The organism is Roseateles toxinivorans (genome assembly GCF_004362525.1).
Classification (GTDB): Bacteria; Pseudomonadota; Gammaproteobacteria; order Burkholderiales; family Burkholderiaceae_C; genus Paucibacter; species Paucibacter toxinivorans.
Genome location: NZ_SNXS01000003.1, coordinates 432,611 through 449,790, shown reverse-complemented (window position 1 = coordinate 449,790; position 17,180 = coordinate 432,611). Strand labels below are relative to the sequence as shown.

General features: G+C 62.4%; 17 protein-coding genes. All 17 read left to right on the top strand.

Annotation, left to right across the window (positions count from 1 at the left end; all coding sequences use genetic code 11):
* The first annotated feature begins 7 nt into the window (after positions 1-7).
* The 17 genes from DES47_RS13420 to DES47_RS13340 all read left to right on the top strand — a co-directional run bounded on the left by DES47_RS13420 (position 8) and on the right by DES47_RS13340 (position 17,139).
* The gene (locus DES47_RS13420) at positions 8-1,249 is read left to right on the top strand and encodes an MATE family efflux transporter (protein WP_133701211.1); all 1,242 of its coding nucleotides are present in this window, start codon (positions 8-10) and stop codon (positions 1,247-1,249) included.
* Positions 1,236-2,261 carry a glycosyltransferase family protein gene (locus DES47_RS13415; RefSeq protein ID WP_133701210.1) on the top strand — a complete coding sequence of 342 codons (1,026 nt, stop codon included), beginning with the start codon at positions 1,236-1,238 and terminating at the stop codon, positions 2,259-2,261. The genes DES47_RS13420 and DES47_RS13415 overlap by 14 nt, the downstream gene beginning before the upstream one ends.
* Positions 2,261-3,589 (top strand): hypothetical protein, encoded by a 1,329-nt coding sequence (locus DES47_RS13410; RefSeq protein WP_166651981.1) that lies wholly within the window; start codon positions 2,261-2,263, stop codon positions 3,587-3,589. The genes DES47_RS13415 and DES47_RS13410 overlap by 1 nt, the downstream gene beginning before the upstream one ends.
* 1 nt (position 3,590) lies before the next feature.
* Complete coding sequence (locus DES47_RS13405; RefSeq protein WP_133701208.1) at positions 3,591-4,844, top strand: glycosyltransferase family 4 protein; 1,254 nt, start codon at positions 3,591-3,593, stop codon at positions 4,842-4,844.
* Between the two features lie 63 nt (positions 4,845-4,907).
* Entirely contained in the window at positions 4,908-6,152 is a 1,245-nt protein-coding gene (locus DES47_RS13400) for a glycosyltransferase family 4 protein (RefSeq protein WP_208114992.1), read from the top strand.
* Positions 6,149-7,210, top strand: coding sequence for a DUF1972 domain-containing protein (locus DES47_RS13395; RefSeq protein WP_133701206.1), 1,062 nt, complete (start codon positions 6,149-6,151; stop codon positions 7,208-7,210). Before DES47_RS13400 ends, DES47_RS13395 begins: the two co-directional genes overlap by 4 nt.
* Before the next feature lie 43 nt (positions 7,211-7,253).
* Positions 7,254-8,066: an FkbM family methyltransferase gene (locus DES47_RS13390; protein ID WP_166651980.1), complete on the top strand. Its 813-nt coding sequence runs from the start codon at positions 7,254-7,256 to the stop codon at positions 8,064-8,066.
* A gap of 28 nt (positions 8,067-8,094) precedes the next feature.
* A complete protein-coding gene (locus tag DES47_RS13385; RefSeq protein ID WP_133701204.1) occupies positions 8,095-9,318 on the top strand; it encodes a type II secretion system F family protein in 1,224 nt (407 codons plus the stop codon).
* 2 nt (positions 9,319-9,320) lie between these two features.
* Positions 9,321-9,782, top strand: a complete 462-nt coding sequence (gene gspG / locus DES47_RS13380; protein ID WP_208114991.1) for a type II secretion system major pseudopilin GspG — start codon at positions 9,321-9,323, stop codon at positions 9,780-9,782.
* 7 nt (positions 9,783-9,789) lie between these two features.
* On the top strand, positions 9,790-10,260 hold the full coding sequence (locus DES47_RS13375) for a type II secretion system protein (protein WP_166651979.1): 471 nt from the start codon (positions 9,790-9,792) through the stop codon (positions 10,258-10,260).
* Positions 10,260-10,709 carry a type II secretion system protein gene (locus DES47_RS13370; protein WP_133701201.1) on the top strand — a complete coding sequence of 150 codons (450 nt, stop codon included), beginning with the start codon at positions 10,260-10,262 and terminating at the stop codon, positions 10,707-10,709. Before DES47_RS13375 ends, DES47_RS13370 begins: the two co-directional genes overlap by 1 nt.
* Positions 10,710-10,716: 7 nt before the next feature.
* The gene (locus DES47_RS13365; RefSeq protein WP_133701200.1) at positions 10,717-11,364 is read left to right on the top strand and encodes a type II secretion system protein; all 648 of its coding nucleotides are present in this window, start codon (positions 10,717-10,719) and stop codon (positions 11,362-11,364) included.
* Between the two features lie 37 nt (positions 11,365-11,401).
* Positions 11,402-12,370 carry a type II secretion system protein GspK gene (locus DES47_RS13360; RefSeq protein WP_208114990.1) on the top strand — a complete coding sequence of 323 codons (969 nt, stop codon included), beginning with the start codon at positions 11,402-11,404 and terminating at the stop codon, positions 12,368-12,370.
* Complete coding sequence (locus tag DES47_RS13355; protein WP_133701198.1) at positions 12,367-13,506, top strand: hypothetical protein; 1,140 nt, start codon at positions 12,367-12,369, stop codon at positions 13,504-13,506. The genes DES47_RS13360 and DES47_RS13355 overlap by 4 nt, the downstream gene beginning before the upstream one ends.
* On the top strand, positions 13,503-14,168 hold the full coding sequence (locus DES47_RS13350) for a hypothetical protein (RefSeq protein WP_133701197.1): 666 nt from the start codon (positions 13,503-13,505) through the stop codon (positions 14,166-14,168). The genes DES47_RS13355 and DES47_RS13350 overlap by 4 nt, the downstream gene beginning before the upstream one ends.
* A complete protein-coding gene (locus DES47_RS13345; RefSeq protein ID WP_133701196.1) occupies positions 14,165-14,626 on the top strand; it encodes a hypothetical protein in 462 nt (153 codons plus the stop codon). Before DES47_RS13350 ends, DES47_RS13345 begins: the two co-directional genes overlap by 4 nt.
* Positions 14,623-17,139, top strand: a complete 2,517-nt coding sequence (locus DES47_RS13340; protein ID WP_133701195.1) for a type II secretion system protein GspD — start codon at positions 14,623-14,625, stop codon at positions 17,137-17,139. Before DES47_RS13345 ends, DES47_RS13340 begins: the two co-directional genes overlap by 4 nt.
* Positions 17,140-17,180 lie beyond the last annotated feature (41 nt).

Below are 17,180 nucleotides of genomic sequence, written 5' to 3'. Positions count from 1 at the left end.
GTGGGGGATGGCACTCACGGTCGGCAGCTCGGTGGCGAGCAATCTGTCCACCGTCATCGCCACGGCCCTGCTGGTGCGCAGCCTTGGCACCGAGACATTTGGTCGCGTGGCCTTCATCAGTACGGCGGCATCCGCGCTCAGCTCATTTGCGACCGCCGGCCTGGCCCTCTACATCATTCGCTCCATATCGATGGTGACGCACCATCCGGAAACGGAGCGAACGAGCGCTGCCGAAGTGACGGCCGCATCGCTGTGCGGACAACTGATTGCGGCATGCATTGCCGCCCTGCTGATCCTGTACGGCTATTGGGTGCAGCGCGATCTCGGCCCGGGTGGATTCGCACTGGCCGCCCTCGCGCTGCCCTTCATCACGGCGGACGCACTGGCCAAAAACAAGTTGATCGGGCACCAGCATATCGGTGCCCTGTCGCTGGTCACCGTACTGGGCACCCTGATCCTGGTCGGCATGCAGTTGGCCGGCGCTCTGGCTTTTGGTCCACTGGGCTATCTTGTGGGCTTCTTGCTGGGCTCGGTGTTTCAGTGCGGATGCTCCCAGCTGGCTTGTCGCGTGACCATCTCGACGGTGCAGCCACGACCGACCTGGCAGGAGTTGCGGGACAGTCTGAGCTCCAAGGCCTTCAAAAGCTTTGTCGTTCCCGCGACGCTGGCTGCCAGCATGGTGCCCGTGGCGCACTGGTGTGCGAACCTGATTGCCGTCAACAAGGCCGCCCGCTACAGCGATGTGGCCATACTGACCGTCGCCATGCAGTTCTTCAATATGGTCGTGTTCCTGCCAACGGTGCTCAACAAGATCATCCTGCCGTGGACCATAAGAAAGTACAGCACCAGCGACAGCGCTGACAACAAGGCGCATACGCGGCGCCAGGCACTGCTGACCTTCTTGCTGACCTGCCCGGCGCCCTTGGTCCTGTGGTTGCTCAGCGGCCCGATTTCCAGCCTCTATCGGTTTTCCGACGCCTCGTCCATGCACGTCGTCTACTGCTTCGTCGCGGCCGGAATACTGGCGAGCACGTCAATCGCCATCTCCAACTATCTCGTCAGCAGCGAGAAAATGGCGCTGGGTCTGACGATCAACGCACTCTGGACGGTGACCTATCTGGGTCTCGCCCTATTGATGCCCGGCGGTGCCATTGCCGTCGGCTGGGGCCTCATGCTGGCGTATGCGGCAAGCTTGGGGCTCGCGCTGTACCTTCTTGCCACCCACAGGAGCCACGATGGCAGCCAGTAAGCAGTCCTTCTGCATCTACTGCAGGCCACACGAGATCAATGACGCGACCTTCCGCTATGTGGAGGTCATTCGTCATGCTCTGGTCAAGGCTGGTTTGCACGACCTGGGGAATACCGACTCCCTGAAGACGGCCCGCCAAGCCAGCCATGTGGTCACCATCAGCTGCCTGGCTGCGGCCAGGATCGTGCTGGGGCATCACGGTGCAAGGATCATTCATTGGTTCCAGGGCATCGAAGCGGTCGAGCGGCGTTATCTGCACGGTGGCGTGAAAGGCTATCTCCGCTTCTTGCTCTGGTCGTGCATGGAGCGATATCTCCTCAAGCACGCATGGCTCAAGCTGTTTGTTTCCGAGGAGATGCGCGACTTCCTGGGCGATCGAAGCACCCCGTCCAGCCGTTCAATCGTCATGCCTTGCTACAACGCATCGATCGATGCACCGGCTTTCGTCGGCACCGATCGCTACGGGCGTCTTGACCTGGTTTACGCGGGGTCACTGTATCCATGGCAGTGCGTTATCGACGTCTTGCAGACGTACAAGCAGGTGTTGAAGCTGCGCCCGGACGCCAGGCTGACCCTGTTCACCCGTGAGATCGAGAGAGCTCAGTCACTTTGCGACGATGCCGGACTGACGGGCGTGCAAATCATGAGCGTGTCGCCGGCCGATCTGGTGCAGGAGCTGCGCCGCTTCAGCTTCGGCTTCATACTGCGGGCCGAGATGAGCATCAACAGGGTCAGCACGCCGACCAAGCTCAGCACCTATATGGCAGCGGGCGTCATTCCGGTCGTCACCACCGCGACCCCGGCCTTGGTCAGCATGCTGAGCAACACAGCGTACAAGGTCGTTGTGGCGGGCCCCGATGCCCACGCGGACATCGCCAACAGAATCTGTGAACTGAGCGCCAGTTCGCCAAACAGCCCGGCGGTCTATCGAGACTATCTCGCGATCTTTGAGCAGTTCATGGATGACGAAGTCAATGCCGGGCGAGTCGCCCAAGTCATCGGAGCCGGATGATGCTTGGCTTCTTGCGCGCCTATCTGTACTGGACCGTGCTGTGGGGTTTCCTCGCGCACCCCACCTTCGGATTGCTCAAGGCAGTCCCCGCGCTGCTGCTGGGTGCAGATGCGGCGATGATGCTGATCACCGGCGTCTACGTACTTCATAACAGCAAGAATTTGAGGGGCTTTCAAGAGCGCCAGGTCGTGCGTTCGACAGCGCTGTGCCTGCTCATCTTCGCCGCCTACGGACTGGCCATCACCGTCGGCAAGGGTGGCGACTTGCTGGATGGGGCAAAGTACATGGGCGTACTCGTGCGGCCCGTGCTGACGCTGATGGCACTCTATGTGTATGCCCATACCCCATCCCGGAGGACACCCAGCCCCGCAAAGCTGCGGCGCACGCTCAACCGTGACCTGCTGCTGCTCGTGACGGCACAACTGGCGGTGGCAACCCTGCAACTGCTGGACCCATTGGCGGGCGCCGACTTCGTCGCAGTCTTTGTCGAAACGCAGTCGGCCGCCGCTGCGCTCGAGGATGGCGATGTCTCGGGCACATTCGCCAACTCCATCGATCTGGCCTACTTCCTGGTGGCCGCCTATATGGCATTGACCGCCGAGCACTGGCGCCGTCAACGCGCACCATCGCTGGTGCTGACTGTCGTGCTGGGCTACTTCACCTACGCCACAGGCAGTGTGGCAGCAGCCGTCTGCTTCACCCTCTACGCGCTCTATCTCTATATCCGGCTGATCAAGCCGAGGGGAAGACGCGCGCTGCTCGTCTTGTGTGCTGCCACCGGCGCCGCCCTGTTGTTCGCCAATGCCGAGTTGGTGACCGAGCTGGTGACGGCGAAAATCGAAAACATGATGTTCAGCCGCCTTGGGCTGATCTTCATCAGCCTTCCCGCGATCGCACAAATCAACCCCATGACCCTGTTCACGGGCACGGGCGCAGACTTCACGGTGGTGGACGCTCTGCTCAAGAGCCTGCCCGAGGTACCGCTGGTGTTCACCTATGACGACGTCGCCTCGGTGATCAACGACGTGTTCTGGGTCGCCATGGTTCTCGCCATCGGCCTGCCTGCGGTCGCCTACTACCTTTTCAAGTCATCGAAGCTGTTTGTCGCCTACTTCCAAGGACCATCGACGAGCCGGCAAACTCGCTCCCTGCTCATGATGATCGCCTTGGTCATCTTTCTCGCCGGCTGGTTGAATCAAATTCTCGCCGTGCGCTCGTTCACCACGGCACTGCTGATCGGCCTGCTGCCGTTGGCCGTCGAGCTGGCTCGGCCACGAAGCTCGGGGGGGCGCCCCCGCCCTGCCGGATTGACCGCGCCCCAGCGATAGCATGACCTCCAGAAAATACGTTCTCATCTCGGCCCACCATTGCGCACCCGGCATGGGCAGCGAACATGCCGTCGGGTGGAATCTTGTGTCGCAACTGGCCAGGGTGCACAACATCATCCTCGTCACCCAGGACAATGAGTACCGTGCAAGCATCGAGGCCGGCATAGAGCAGTTGAAAGCCGACGGCTGCAATGTGCTGGCCTACTTCGTCAGGCATGGCACAAGCACGGATGGCCGAAAGAACGACCTGCGGCTCTTCTACTACCTGACCTATATCGCCTATCAGTGGCGTGTGTACCAGCTTGCGAAGCGTCTGGTGTCGCAGCACGAGATAGCGGCGGTGCACCACCTCAATATTGTCGGGTTTCGTGAGCCCGGCTTCCTGTGGATGCTAGGCCTGCCTTTCATCTGGGGTCCGGTTGGCGGTCTGGTCTACACGCCCTGGAGGCTTTACGCCGAACTGCCCGCGAAGACCAAGTTGTTTCAGACCCTGCGGGCCGTCATCACCTGGCTACAGTTCCATCTGAGTCCACGCGTTCGGCTTGCCTACAAGGCGACTCAGCGGCCCGGCGGCGCCTTCATCGCCGCCACGGCGGACATCGGGGCACGTTTTCAGCGCCGCTGGGGCGGGCGTTGCCTCTGGATACCGGAGACCGGCAGCCACGACGCTCCGGCAGAGCCGAGGGATCCCCCCATTCGGCGCGGCACCGGCGAGGCGCTTCGCCTGCTCTGGGTCGGCGCGCTGATAGACCGCAAGCCCCTGAACATGTTGCTGGACGCAATCGCGGCCGTCCCTCGGCATGCATCCAGACTGCGCCTCACCGTTGTGGGCGATGGCGACTCACGCGCGCGATTCGAGGCGCATGCCAGGCAGTTGGGCGTCCGCGCCGACTTCCTTGGCTGGCGTCCGCATGAAGAAACGCTGACTCACTTTCACAACTCTGATCTGTTCGTGCTGCTGAGCATCTCGGATCTGACCACCAATGTTGTTTTCGAAGCCTTGGGGAACGGCTTGCCGGTGCTGTGCCTCGATCACCATGGCTATTCGGGAATCGTCACCGAGGCCTGCGGTATCAAGGTTCGGGTATCCGACCCGAACACCATGCGCCAAGACATCACACGGATACTTGACGAGCTATGCAGCCGGCCCGAAGTTCTGACGCGACTGGCCAAAGACGCAGCGCCGCGAGCCGCCCAATTCAGCTGGAAGCAGAATGCGTCCGCCATTTCCGAGCTCTACGCTCCCCTACTTTGACCCACGGAACGGCCGCATCGCGACTCACCGTCGTTTCGGCAAACCCAGGCCCCTGACATGCGAGTGCTTCAGCTCAACAACTTCGAGGCGATAGGCGGCGGATCTGACCGCGTCTATCAGCTCACCACCCGACTGCTGCGCAGCAAGGGCCACCAGGTCGCGACCCTGGCCTGCGGCGACGAACCTTTTGACAAGGACAAGCAAAGCCATCTCCTGCCGCGCAATGGCTACATCGAGCGCAATCCGCTGGCGACTCTGCGCAATATTCGCGACTTCGTCTACCGGCCGGCGGCGGCGGCCATGATCGACGAGATTGTCGAGACCCACAGGCCCGAGGTTGCCCATCTGCACATCTTCTACGGTCAGCTCAGTTCCTCGGTCTTGCAGCGCCTGCGGCATCACCGGGTTCCTTGCGTCATGACCGTGCATGAGTACCGCATGCTGTGCCCGGTCTCGACACTGTTCACCGAGCGCGAGGGCGTTTGCGAAAAGTGCGCCGGAGGTCAGCTGCGGCATGTGGTGCTCAACCGTTGCAACCGCGGCAGCCTTGCCGCCAGCATGCTGTCCGCGCTGGAGTGCTCCGTCAGGGACAGGCGCTTCAACTATCTCGAGCACGTCGACCATTTCCTGATGGTCTCGCACTTCTGCCGTGACAAGCACATCCAGTATCTGCCGGCCATCGCGGACAAGTCTTCGGTGCTCTACAACTTCGTCGCAGCCGAGCCGGAGCGATCCGACTTCGAGCAGCCCGGGGCCGATCGCCGCTACCTGTATTGCGGCCGGCTGTCGCGCGAGAAAGGCGTATCGCTGCTGTGCGACAGTTTTGCGCAGCGCCCGACCGAGACCCTGTTGCTGGCCGGGGATGGGCCGCTAGGGGATGAACTGCGCGCACGCTACGCCGACTGCCCGAACATCCGCTTCCTGGGCAAGCTCGGCGCCGCCGAACTGGCCTCACAGATCCGCCAAGCCTGGTTCACCATCGCGCCGTCGGAATGGTATGAAAACAACCCGATGGCAATCCTTGAAAGCTTTGCGCTTGGCACACCCGTATTGGCCGCGGACATCGGCGGCATCCCCGAACTCGTCATTCCCGGCGAAACAGGCTTGCTGTTTGCTCCCTCGGATCCGGCCAGCCTGGCTCGATCACTGGATACAGCCTCGCTCATGCCGCCCGAGGAGCGTGCCCGGCTGTCGGCACGGGCCGTGCAGATGATCGCCGCACACCACGGCCCAGAGCACCACTACCAGCTGCTGATGGCGGGCTATGCAAAGGCCATTGAGCAGCACAACCAAGGATCACGCGCATGAGCAACTCCGCCATGCGCATCGCCTTTCTCGGGACTGCCGGCATCCCCAACCGCTATGGCGGATTCGAGTCGTTCCTGGAGCACTGCGCGCCGGTGATCGCCGGGAACGGGCACCAGGTCACCGTGACATGCGACGCCCGGCTCTATCCGGACCGAGAGCCCGACTTCCGGAGCGTTCATCGCCTGTTCATTGACACCCCGGCCAATGGCGGGTGGTCCATCATTCACGACCTCATTGCCTTTGTTCGGACATTCAGCCGCAGCACGCACCTGGTACTGCTCGGTGTCTCCGGCGGGCTCTGGTTTCCACTTTTCAGACTGTTGTGCGCCCTTGCCGGCAAGCGCCTGATCGTCAATATCGACGGGATCGAATGGCGTCGCAGCAAGTTCGGACCGGCAAAGCGGGCCCTGCTCTGGTTGCTTGACACGCTGGCCCAGACCTTCGCGCATGTCGTGATCTATGACAGCGAAGGCTTGCGCAAGTACCTGCGCCCGGCCGCCGCCAGCAAGTCCTGCTGCATCGCCTACCCGGGCGATCACGTCCTGCGTCTGCCCGGTTCGCGCCCAGTGGCCGGCAGCGCGTTGACGATATGCCGCATCGAGCCCGAGAACAATCTCGAACTGATGATCACCGGCTTCCTGGGCTCCAGCCTGTCGAGCTACACCATCATCGGCAACTGGTCCCATAGCGCCTACGCCCGGGCACTGCGGGCACGCTTTTCCGATGAACCGCGCCTGCACCTGCTGGACCCGATCTACGACGCGACCACACTGGCAGAACACCGAGAAGGCTGTGCCATCTATCTCCATGGCCACAGCGTTGGAGGAACCAATCCGTCGCTGGTCGAGATGCTTTTCTACGACTGCGACATACTCTGCCTGGATGTCACCTTCAATCGCCACACCGCGGGCGATTGCGCGCAGTACTTCGCCGACAAGCAGTCCCTGACCATCCTGCTGGACGGCCCACAGCCGACCCGCCTTGCACGCGACGCCCTTCGAACGCGCTATTCCGCCGATGGCATTGCCGCCAGCTACATTGCAGCCCTGCGGGGTTGATACTGATCAGCGCCCCACAGAGCAACACGCGAAAATACGCCCCATGATCACCATGAATCGCCTAATTGCCGGCTTGCGGCGCCGGTTGCGCCGCGCGCTGGACTATCGTGTCGTACGTTGGTACCAGCTGGCGCGCTACCAGCAAGCATGGTATCTGCGCCGCCTGTTCCGTTGGCAGGAAGTCGACCTGGTCATCGACGTTGGAGGCAATTCGGGGCAGTTTGCCGAGTTCATTCGCAAGCGCGTCGGCTACAAGGGGCTGATGATCACGTTTGAACCGATACCCTGGCTGGCTGCCGAACTGCAGCGGCGAACCGCGTCCGACCCCAACTGGATCGTCGTCAACAAGGCTCTTGGGGCCAACCCGGGACAGGCACAGTTCAATGTCATGAACACCTCGCCCATGAGCTCCCTGCTGCAACCCAAGCGAGACAGCCAAAGCTCGATGAAGCAGTTCAACCAGGTTGAACAGCGCGTCGAAGTGGAGATCGCTACGCTCGACACTTGCTTGAATGACAATCCGCGCACCCGCGAATGTCGAAACATCTATCTGAAACTGGATGTGCAAGGCTATGAGCTTGAGGTGCTCAAAGGAACTCAGCTTGCGATGTCAAGGATCTGCGCGCTTCAGTCTGAGCTGAATGTGATCCCGCTCTACGAGAATCAGCCCGGCTATATGGAAGTTCTTCGCTTTCTGGATACCGCCGGCTATGTGCTGTCTTCGATACCGGCTCATGACTACGAGCACTTCCCTGAGATGATCGACTTCGATTGCCATTTTGTGCGTCGCGATCGTCTGACCAAGGCGCTGACAGCGCCCCCGAGCGGCAGTTCAGCGCCGGTTGGCGGGGCGTGAGTGCTTCACCAGCCGCGACCCATCCAAAATGCACTTTGACTACACCGTACTGGACATCAGCGGCCGGCAGTTGAACGGCCATATCGAGGCCGCAACCGAGTCCGAGGCGGTCCAGCAACTCAGTGCAAAAGGCCTGACTGCCGTGGCCTTGCGCGCGGCAGCGGCCCCGACGTCCCGCACCAAGTCCATGCTGCGACGGCCCAAGGGTGGATCGCCGCGGATCGCCACCGTGCTGCTCATCCGCGAGCTGGCGTCGCTGCTGCAGGCCGGTGTGACCTTGGAAGAATCATTGCGCACGCTGCTCGATGGTCGGAGGGGCATTCCGCTGGAGGCCTCCCTGTCGGCGGTGCTGACCGCCGTGCTGTCGGGTGAACGCTTCTCGCTTGCGCTGCAGGCAAACGCGAACGATCAGGCGCTGCCCCTGCCCTCCTATGTCATTGCACTGGTAACTGCTGGAGAGTCAACTGGAGACCTCGCGGCTGCATTGGGACGAGCGGCGGACCAGCTGGAGTTCGATGAGCAGATCCGCTCCGAGACCTCCGAGGCCCTGATCTATCCGGTGATACTGGTCACCGCAGGTGCTTCGGCCGTGTTGTTCGTCTTCTCGTTTGTCGTGCCCCGGTTTTCCACCCTGCTGGCCGGCAAGAAGGTTGAGCTGCCGTGGCTGTCCAGCGCTGTCTTGAGCACCGGCGAGTTCGTCAACAGGCATGGTGTTCTGCTGATGTTCATGGCCGTTGGTCTGCTGATAGGTGGTCTCTTTGTCAGGAAGGCGCTGGGCCCGGCACGAATCCGCAGCGCCATGGCGAGGCTGCCGGTGCTGGGGGCCTGGCTGCAACAACAGGAGCTTTCCCGCTGGACGGGCATGCTGGCCCTGATGTTGCAAAGCCGGGTGCCCATCCTCACGGCGCTCGATCTGACCGCCGGCGCCGTCTCGCTGCCGGAAGTGGCCACGCGGCTGCGCACGACGATGGGCGACATCGGGCGCGGCGAGTCGCTCTCCCACTCGCTCAACGAACAGGGGCTCCTTCCCGCCAGTGCCCTCAGCATGGTCAGAGTCGGCGAGCGCACCGGGCAGCTGGGTCAGATGATGAGCCATGTAGCCTCCTACGCGCTCGAGCAAAACCGGCGCCAGCGACGACGGCTGGTTGCCCTCATTGAGCCGGCGGCCATCATCGTGCTTGGCGGTATCATCGCGCTCGTCATCGTCGGCGTCGTGCTGGCCCTTACCTCGCTATCTGAAGTCAAGTTCTGAGCATGTTCAAAATGAGATCGCGGCACCCCCATTCGGGCTTCACACTGCTGGAAATGCTGGTGGTGCTGGTCATCATCGGCCTGGTTGCGGGGTTGGTTGGCCCGCGCCTGTTTGCCAAGGTCGACTCGTCAAAAGTTCAGACCGCAGGGGTTCAAATCAAGCTGCTGCGCGGCGCCATTGAATCCATGCGCCTCGACATCGGCAGCTACCCGACACCGGAACAGGGTCTGGTCTTGCTCGTTACGCCGCCGTCCGAGCCTACGTTGCGAGGAAGATGGAAGGGCCCCTATCTCGACGAAGCCGTGCCGCTGGACCCCTGGGGCAACCCCTATCAATACCAGATCCCTGGCGACGATGGTCGCCCCTTTGGCATCTACAGCTTCGGTGCCGATGGCAGGGCTGGCGGCGAGGGCAATGACGCCGATATCGGGCGCGGAGCCGCCGCCGATCAGCCTCCTCGTTGAGGACGCCATGCGTGCGCACAGGCAGCGCATGCTGAGTCCAGCCAAGCTCGGCATGCTTCGGGCTCAGGGCGGCTTCACCTTGATGGAGGCCTTGATTGCGCTCAGCATTCTCGGCTTTGTCGCCGCCGTAGCCGTGCCGCAGCTGTCGAACCGGCTTGACAGCGCCTTCTCCGACGCCGACCTGGCCCAGATCGTGTCCAGCGCAAGAATGCTTCCTGTGCGCTTGGCCATTCTGGGCACGGAGCTGAAGCTGGATACCGCCACGGCACGAACAGCGCTGGCGGACGCCAAGCTACCGCTGGATCTGCCTCCGAGGTGGTCGCTGGAGATCGAGAAAGCGCCTGTCTTCGGCCGCTCGGGGAGTTGCGAGGAAGGCTCCCTGGTGCTGACCGAGCCGATCGCCGGGCAGCGCTGGCGCCTTCAGTTCGCACGGATCAGCTGCGAACTCACCATTACATCCTTGCAGGGCAATCTTTGATGCCACTCCGGGCTCATCAACGCGGCATTTCGCTGCTGGAGGTCATAGTCGCCCTGGTCATTCTGTCCAGCTTTGGTGCCGCGCTGTTCGTATGGGCGGGCCAGACCCTGCAAATTGCCACACGTGCGCAAGTCCTGCAACAAGAAGCCGAGCTGGAGCGCAATGTCTCCGAGCACGCTGCGAGCATCAACCCTGCGGCCACGAGCGAAGGTCGCCTGGACACGCCGACCCATCGCTTTGCCTGGAAGGCCACCGCCATTCTCGGCCCGGTCGATCATGTTCGCCATCCGCAAGGCCTGAGCCCCTACCAGGTCGGGCTCTACAAGCTCAGTTACATCGTGACCGAAAACGACACGAACAAGGTCGTGCTGACCAGCGAGCGCGAAGCTGCGGGCTTCCTTCAAGTCAGGCCGCGCGGATCCGGTGGTCCGATGGGCTTTGGGCTCTAACCCTGACATGCGCGATGACCCCCGCTTCAGGCGCAACCGTGGATTCTCGTTGCTGGAGGTCCTGGTTACCGTCACCATTTTTGCGCTGCTGTTCTCGGTGCTGATGAGCGGCTGGTATCAGGCCATGCGCGCACAGTCCCAACTGGATGTCGCGGCAAAGCGATTGCAACGCCAGCAGCAACTCAGTCAGGTCTTCCGCCGCATGGTGGCGGAGGGCCTCAACCCGCCGTTCAATGGCGGTTTGAAATTCAGGGGCGACGCCAACGGCTTCGACACCGAGTCCAGCGCATCGCTGACGCCACGGGTTGGGGCGGCCCCCACGCCGACGGAGCTGCGCATCCTGGCCAAAGGAGCGCTCAAGCAGTTGAGCATACGGCCCGCCGCCGAAGCCGCGACTGTCTACCCCTGGCTCTTTTTGCGAGCCAGCCTGGCCTACTACGACCATGCGGGCAATCGTTATGAGACTTGGCCGCCGCCCTTGCGGCAAGATCCCATGGCGAACATCACAGGTGCATTGCAACTGCCTGCGCTGGTGCAATTGAGCATCCAGTTCGAAGGGGATGAACGTCAGCAAACCTTGCTGGCCGCCCCCAGACCCTCCACCTGGAACATGCCCGAGCCCACCCCCCCAATCATCAGCTTGGGAGGCAATTGAGCCTATGCCCCGCCCTCGCCTGCCTCAACGTGGCTTTGTGCTACCCGTCACCGTCGTCTTGCTGGCTCTGGTGGCGGTCGGCGTCGCACTGATTTCGCAGCGCAGCGATGAAATGCGCTCACTGGTGTCGCTCTCGCTCGAGGAGCAACGTGCCAGCACCGCCACCGACCGCGCGGTCGCGCATGCCATCTATATCAGCAGCAGCATGTACCGCCGCGGCGACACATTGGGCAACATCCGGCTGGATGGGCGCTTCTATCGAACCGCCGACGGCGTGTTCGTCCGCTACCACGATGCTGGGGCACTCTTCAATTTGAGAAACAGCTCGCGCGATGATTTTGCCCGTCTGCTGTTGGCTTCCGGCGTCTCAGATGCCAGCTTGACGGACCGCCTAACGGACCAATTGGCAGACTATGTCGACGCAGATCATTTGCAGCATCTCAACGGCGCCGAAGCGCCGGAGTATCTGAGCGCCAAACTGCCCGAACCACGCAACGCCAAGCTGCTTTCGCCCATGGAGCTGGCCCGGCTTCCAGCCTGGAACGAACTCAGTTCGACCCAGCGAAGCGCGCTGCTTGAGTATGCCTATGTGGGCCCCAGCCGGGTGGTGAATCGGTATACGGTGCAGGCCCCGGTGCTGTCGGCCATCGCTCAACTCGACCTGCAGGCCGCCAAGGATCTGGTCGCCCAGCGACTGCCCGGGACGCTGCTGAAGATAGAATCTCTCCCCATCATTGCTGGCGGCAGCTACCTTGCCGAGAGCCGGTTCATTTCCGTTCCGTCGCCCACGCTGTTGCTTACGATCTGCCCGCCCACCGTTGCTTGGTGCCAGCGATTGTCGATCACCTCATCCGGCGAAACCGCGCATGCTCCTTGGCACATCGCCTATAGTTATCGGTTCGCCCGAGAAGCGGCGCTACCTGCACCCAGCAGTGTTGAGCTCTTGCCAGAAGACGCTCCGGCCAAGCCTCCGCCACTGTATTCCCCTTTTGGTAATTTGCCTTGATTGAAGCCCTAACGAGAGTTCTTGCTCCCCTGCAGTCGCGCCGCGCGGCAAAGGCGGTTGCTCGCGAGCAGCTCAGTCTGGTCAAGTTGAGCATGCCAGAGCTGCCGAAACGCAAACTGCTGGCGGCACTTCGCTTGCAGATGCTGCAGTTCTACCCGACTGGCCAGTTCGCCTTCGTTTGCAGGCGCGAGACCTCAGGCCAGATTGCCGTGTGGTCATGGCAGCTGCCAGCCCCCATCGAAGGGCAGGAACCCGCATCGGGCCCATATTGGCCCGAGCCCCTGCTTGAGCAGCCTGGAAGCGGTTTTCGACTTCTGAGCAGAGCATCCGGGGCGGAGGCACAAAGCTGGTTGAATGGCGAGTTGCAGGCAAGCCAGTGGTTTGCCCAGCCCCCGTCGCCCCAGGAGTGGCAGCGATTTGTGCGTGCCTGCGCGGCCGATCCGGACCAGCATCCCCTCCCTGCCCCGGCAAAGCCTTTGATGCTGGCAACGACAGTCAATGGCTGGATGCGGGCTGACAACCTGCCCAAGTCCGACCCATGGAAGGGTTGGCGCTGGCAGGCTGGCACCTTGGCGCTGGCCGCACTTCTATTTGCAGCCCTGGGCGCCCATCTGCAAACACGAACCCAACTCGAGCTAGATCGACAGGCGCTCGCCGACCTGCGCAAACAGCGCGAAGCATCGTTGGAAAGCCGCGCGGCCTTTGAAAAGGCTCGCCGTGAACTGGACGCCATACAGGCCCTGGCCCCCCAGCTCTCGCAGCTAGAGCTGCTTGATCGCGTCCTTGCCAGCGGTGTGCTGTCGGTAGCGGGAAGCCTGCCGCAGGCAAACGGCCCCGCCCCCACACCCACCCCCGGCGCAAACGCCGTGGTAGCCCCCGCTCAGAGCACAGCACCTCAGGCAGCGCCTACAGCCTTGTTCTCGGACTGGGAGTTTCGCAACCAACAATTGAAGATCACACTGGAGATTCCTGACGGCGATATCGCAATGCTGGACATCACCCGACGGATAGAAGCCACTCCGGGACTCTCGGAGTTGAAGGTGGGGCAGGATGCGGCGGCGAACACCCTGGCGCTCACCATGCGCGTGGATTCGCTCGCAGGAGTAGCGCAACAACCGAGCCGGAGCGGGCAATGACCCTGGTACGGAGGTTCCCTCTTTTTCAGAAACTGAAGATCGATCGCCGACTGACTTGGCTGTTGCTGGTCGGCTTGCTGGCCGTCGCGGGTGAGCTTTCGCTCAGGGCCTGGGAATCACACCAGGAACTGAGCAAAGAGCTCAAGTCAGTGCGCGCCCGAGCGCAGCTCATGCGCCAGTCGGCCGACCAGGTCGACTGGGCGCAGCAGACGCAGATCATGCAGACAATGCGTGCCGATCTGGAGAGCAAGCTATGGCATTCACCTAGCGAGGCCCAAGCCCAGGCGCGTTTGCGCGACTGGCTGGCCGCAACCCTCAGGGCGGCAGGGCTGACTCGATTCACCATCAATCTGCTACCGCCTCAGCCGCCCGCCGCCCCTGCTGTGACACAAGGGGACGCGCCCCCGTCAGCATCACTGCGCGAGTCGATGCAGCAACGAGCCCTTCGTCTCCGTGCAAGCCTGAGCTTTGAGCTGGCTCCAAGTACGCTTGAGACCGTGCTTTTCGGGCTGGAACATGGCGGCGAGCTGGCCAATGTCGACAGCATCACGGTGTCGCGTCGCAGCCGCCGCGTTGAGCTGAGCGTCTCGATGCCGGTGCTGGTCGAGCCAGCGCTTGCCACGAACAACTCCACCCCTCCTGCGAGGTCGTTGGCCCCATGAACATCTGGATACGAGCCGCCGTGGCACTGATTGCCTGCGCACTGGCTGGAACCATCGGATGGTGGGTCCAAAGACCACCCGCGAGCGTGCAAGCGGCCACACCGCTCAATCAACCTAGGCTCGAGCCGCCGGCCCGCGGCAGCGCCGCCGTGCATGACGAAAACATGAGCAAGCGCGTCGCCTCCCGCGACCCCTTCGGCCTCGCGCGAACGGTGCCTCTCAATGCGGCGGCGGCCGTCACGACCAGCGGCAATGCCATAGTCTGGCGCTTCGCAGCCCTGGTGGTGCGCGGCAACGAGCGCTATCTATTGATGACCGCCGCCGACCAAATGCCGCTCAAGGTTGGCGTAGGCGAAAAGCTCCCCGACGGCAGCCGAGTGAAGGCCATCAAGGCTGACCACGCAGAGATTCAAGGGCCACGCGGCCCCACCCGCAAGATCTACCTGACCGAGCCATGACATCTTCCAAAGCCGAATTCAACGGCCCCTCCAGCCTTGCCATGCGCAGCATTGCCTTCGCGGTTGCATGTCTGACCGGTTGCGCCAACATGCCCGCGCCGATACTGCCGGACCGCCTGCCAGCCAAGCTGGTGCCCAAGGAGGGCATGGCGACCGATCCTGCTGCTGCAGCCACCACATCGGGTGGTCCCGCTTCAGCCCCTGCGCCAAACGTGGCGTCTTCGGCGCCCGCGCGCAGCGCCGCGCCAACCACTCCCGGCCGCTTGTTCGAAACGCCGCTACCCCCTTCGCAAAGGACGGCAACGAGCCCTTCTCCTGCCGTTTCAGGCACGAGTCAGCCGGTGATGGAAAGCGCCGTTTCGCTTGAGCAGCTGCCGCTTCCGGTCTTCATAGACACCGTCTTCACCACCATTCTGAAGCGCAACATCTCGGTCGATCCGAGCATCGCGCAACGCAAGGAATTGGTCTCACTCAAGAGCGGCAAGCCGCAATCGGCGCAGGCCCTGTTCGAAACGGCGAAGGCAGTGCTGAAGTCTTATGGCCTGGCTGTCACCGAGTTCGAGGGCGGCCTGGTACGCATCACACCGGCGACGGGCGCAAGTGGCTATCTACCCGAGCTGCTGCGCGGCCGCACCCTGCCCGATGTGCCCGCATCGCTGCGCCCGATGTTCTTTATGGTCGAGATGGAAAGCGTATCTCCCAGCAACGTCAGCAACTGGTTGAAAACGCTGTTTGGCCAGCGCATCAACGTACAGGAAGATCCGACTCGGCAAGCGCTGCTGCTGGCCGGACAAAGCGATGACATCGCCGCCGCGCTGGAGGCCATCCAGGTGCTGGACCAGCCGCAGATGCGTGGCCGTATCAGCGCTCGCGTAGCGCCGATGTTCTGGTCTGCCGATGAACTCGCAAAACGCCTGTCCGATATTCTGCAGGCCCAGGGCTACGCGGTGAGCACCAACGCTGCCGCTCAAGCGCCCATCATCCTGCTGCCGATTGGAGCGCTGAATTCGGTCATCGTGTTCTCGTCCAGCCAGGCGGTGCTCAACCACGCCCTGCGCTGGGCCACAGAGCTTGATCAACCTGCCAGTGGTCGCGGCACGGCCGGCTACTTCACCTACCCGGTGAGGAACATGGACGCCGCCGATTTGGCCAAGACCTTGCAGGAGGTCATGAATCCGGCCGGGCCCGCCGTCGCCAACAGCGGGTCGGTCCGTTCGCGTGTGGTTGTCAATGCCTCGACCAACACGCTGATCATCCAGGGCAACCCGACCGAGTACCAGCAATGGTTCGGCCTGCTGCAGGAGCTGGATCGCCCGACACGCACCGCCCTGGTATCGGTCACGATTGCCGAGGTCAGGCTGACCGACACCGAGAACCTGGGCTTCCAGTGGTTGCTCAAGCAGTTCTCGGTGGGCGGCTACAACGTCAACCTGAAGAACGTGCTCGGCGTCAGCAACTCGGCCAATTTGGTGGCAACCATTACCAGCCCTAACAGCAGCACCAACGCCTTGCTGAACATGCTGGCATCGACGAACAAGGCCCGCATCCTCGCCAACCCGTCGGTGATGGCGCGCAACGGCGAGACCGCGAGCATTCAGGTCGGCCAGGACGTGCCCATCATCACCAGCCAGCAACAGACGGTGGGTGGCACAAGCAATGTGCCGGGCGGCATTGCTCAAAACAATGTGCTGCAGAGCATCCAGTACCGCAACACCGGCGTCATCCTCAAGGTGAAACCGGTGATTCACGCGGGTGGGCGCATTGACATTGATGTGGATCAGGAAGTCAGCACTGCAATCAGCACCACGATCGGTGTCACTACCACGCCCACCATTCAAAGCCGCAAGCTGAGCACCAAGCTCTCCGTCACCGATGGCACCACCGTGCTGTTGGGTGGACTGATGCAGGAAGAGGCCAAAGGTGGCGACTCGGGCGTGCCTTGGCTGAAGGACATTCCGGTCGCAGGCCACCTTTTCAAGACCAGCAACACCGATCGCACCCGTACGGAATTGGTAGTGCTGGTCACGCCTTACATCATCTCCGATGAGTTTGAGGCACAGGCCATCACCGAAGCCTTCCGCAACCAGTTTCGTTGGGACGCGAAGGTGCCAACTCACAGTCTGCGCCCACCACAGAATGGCCCCCTCAGCAAAGCCCCGGAGAACGGAGATGCAGCTCGAAACGCCACTCCTGCCCCGCGCCCCTACGTCTTGCCGCCGCCAGATGCCCCCGAGACTGAACAGCGGAACGTCCCCAGCATCGGGAAGAACGTTGTTCGACCACAACAATCCCCTCGGGACTTTCCCGGGGAAAGCAGCTCGGGTGGCGTCCCGTCAAGCACTTCACCCGGCGCTTCGTCTAATGTCGCATTGCCGGGGTCTACCGGTAGGGCGGGCGTCAAGCCCGGCGCTGCGGTCGCGCCGGGAAACAGCAGTGGCGTCGGCGTTGGAAAACCGGTGGATGACCCACAGTTACTTAAGGAGTTGACGGATGCACTGAATCGCAAACGATGAACCCAAAACGTTGCGGTTATTCCTTGGTGACACTGCACGTA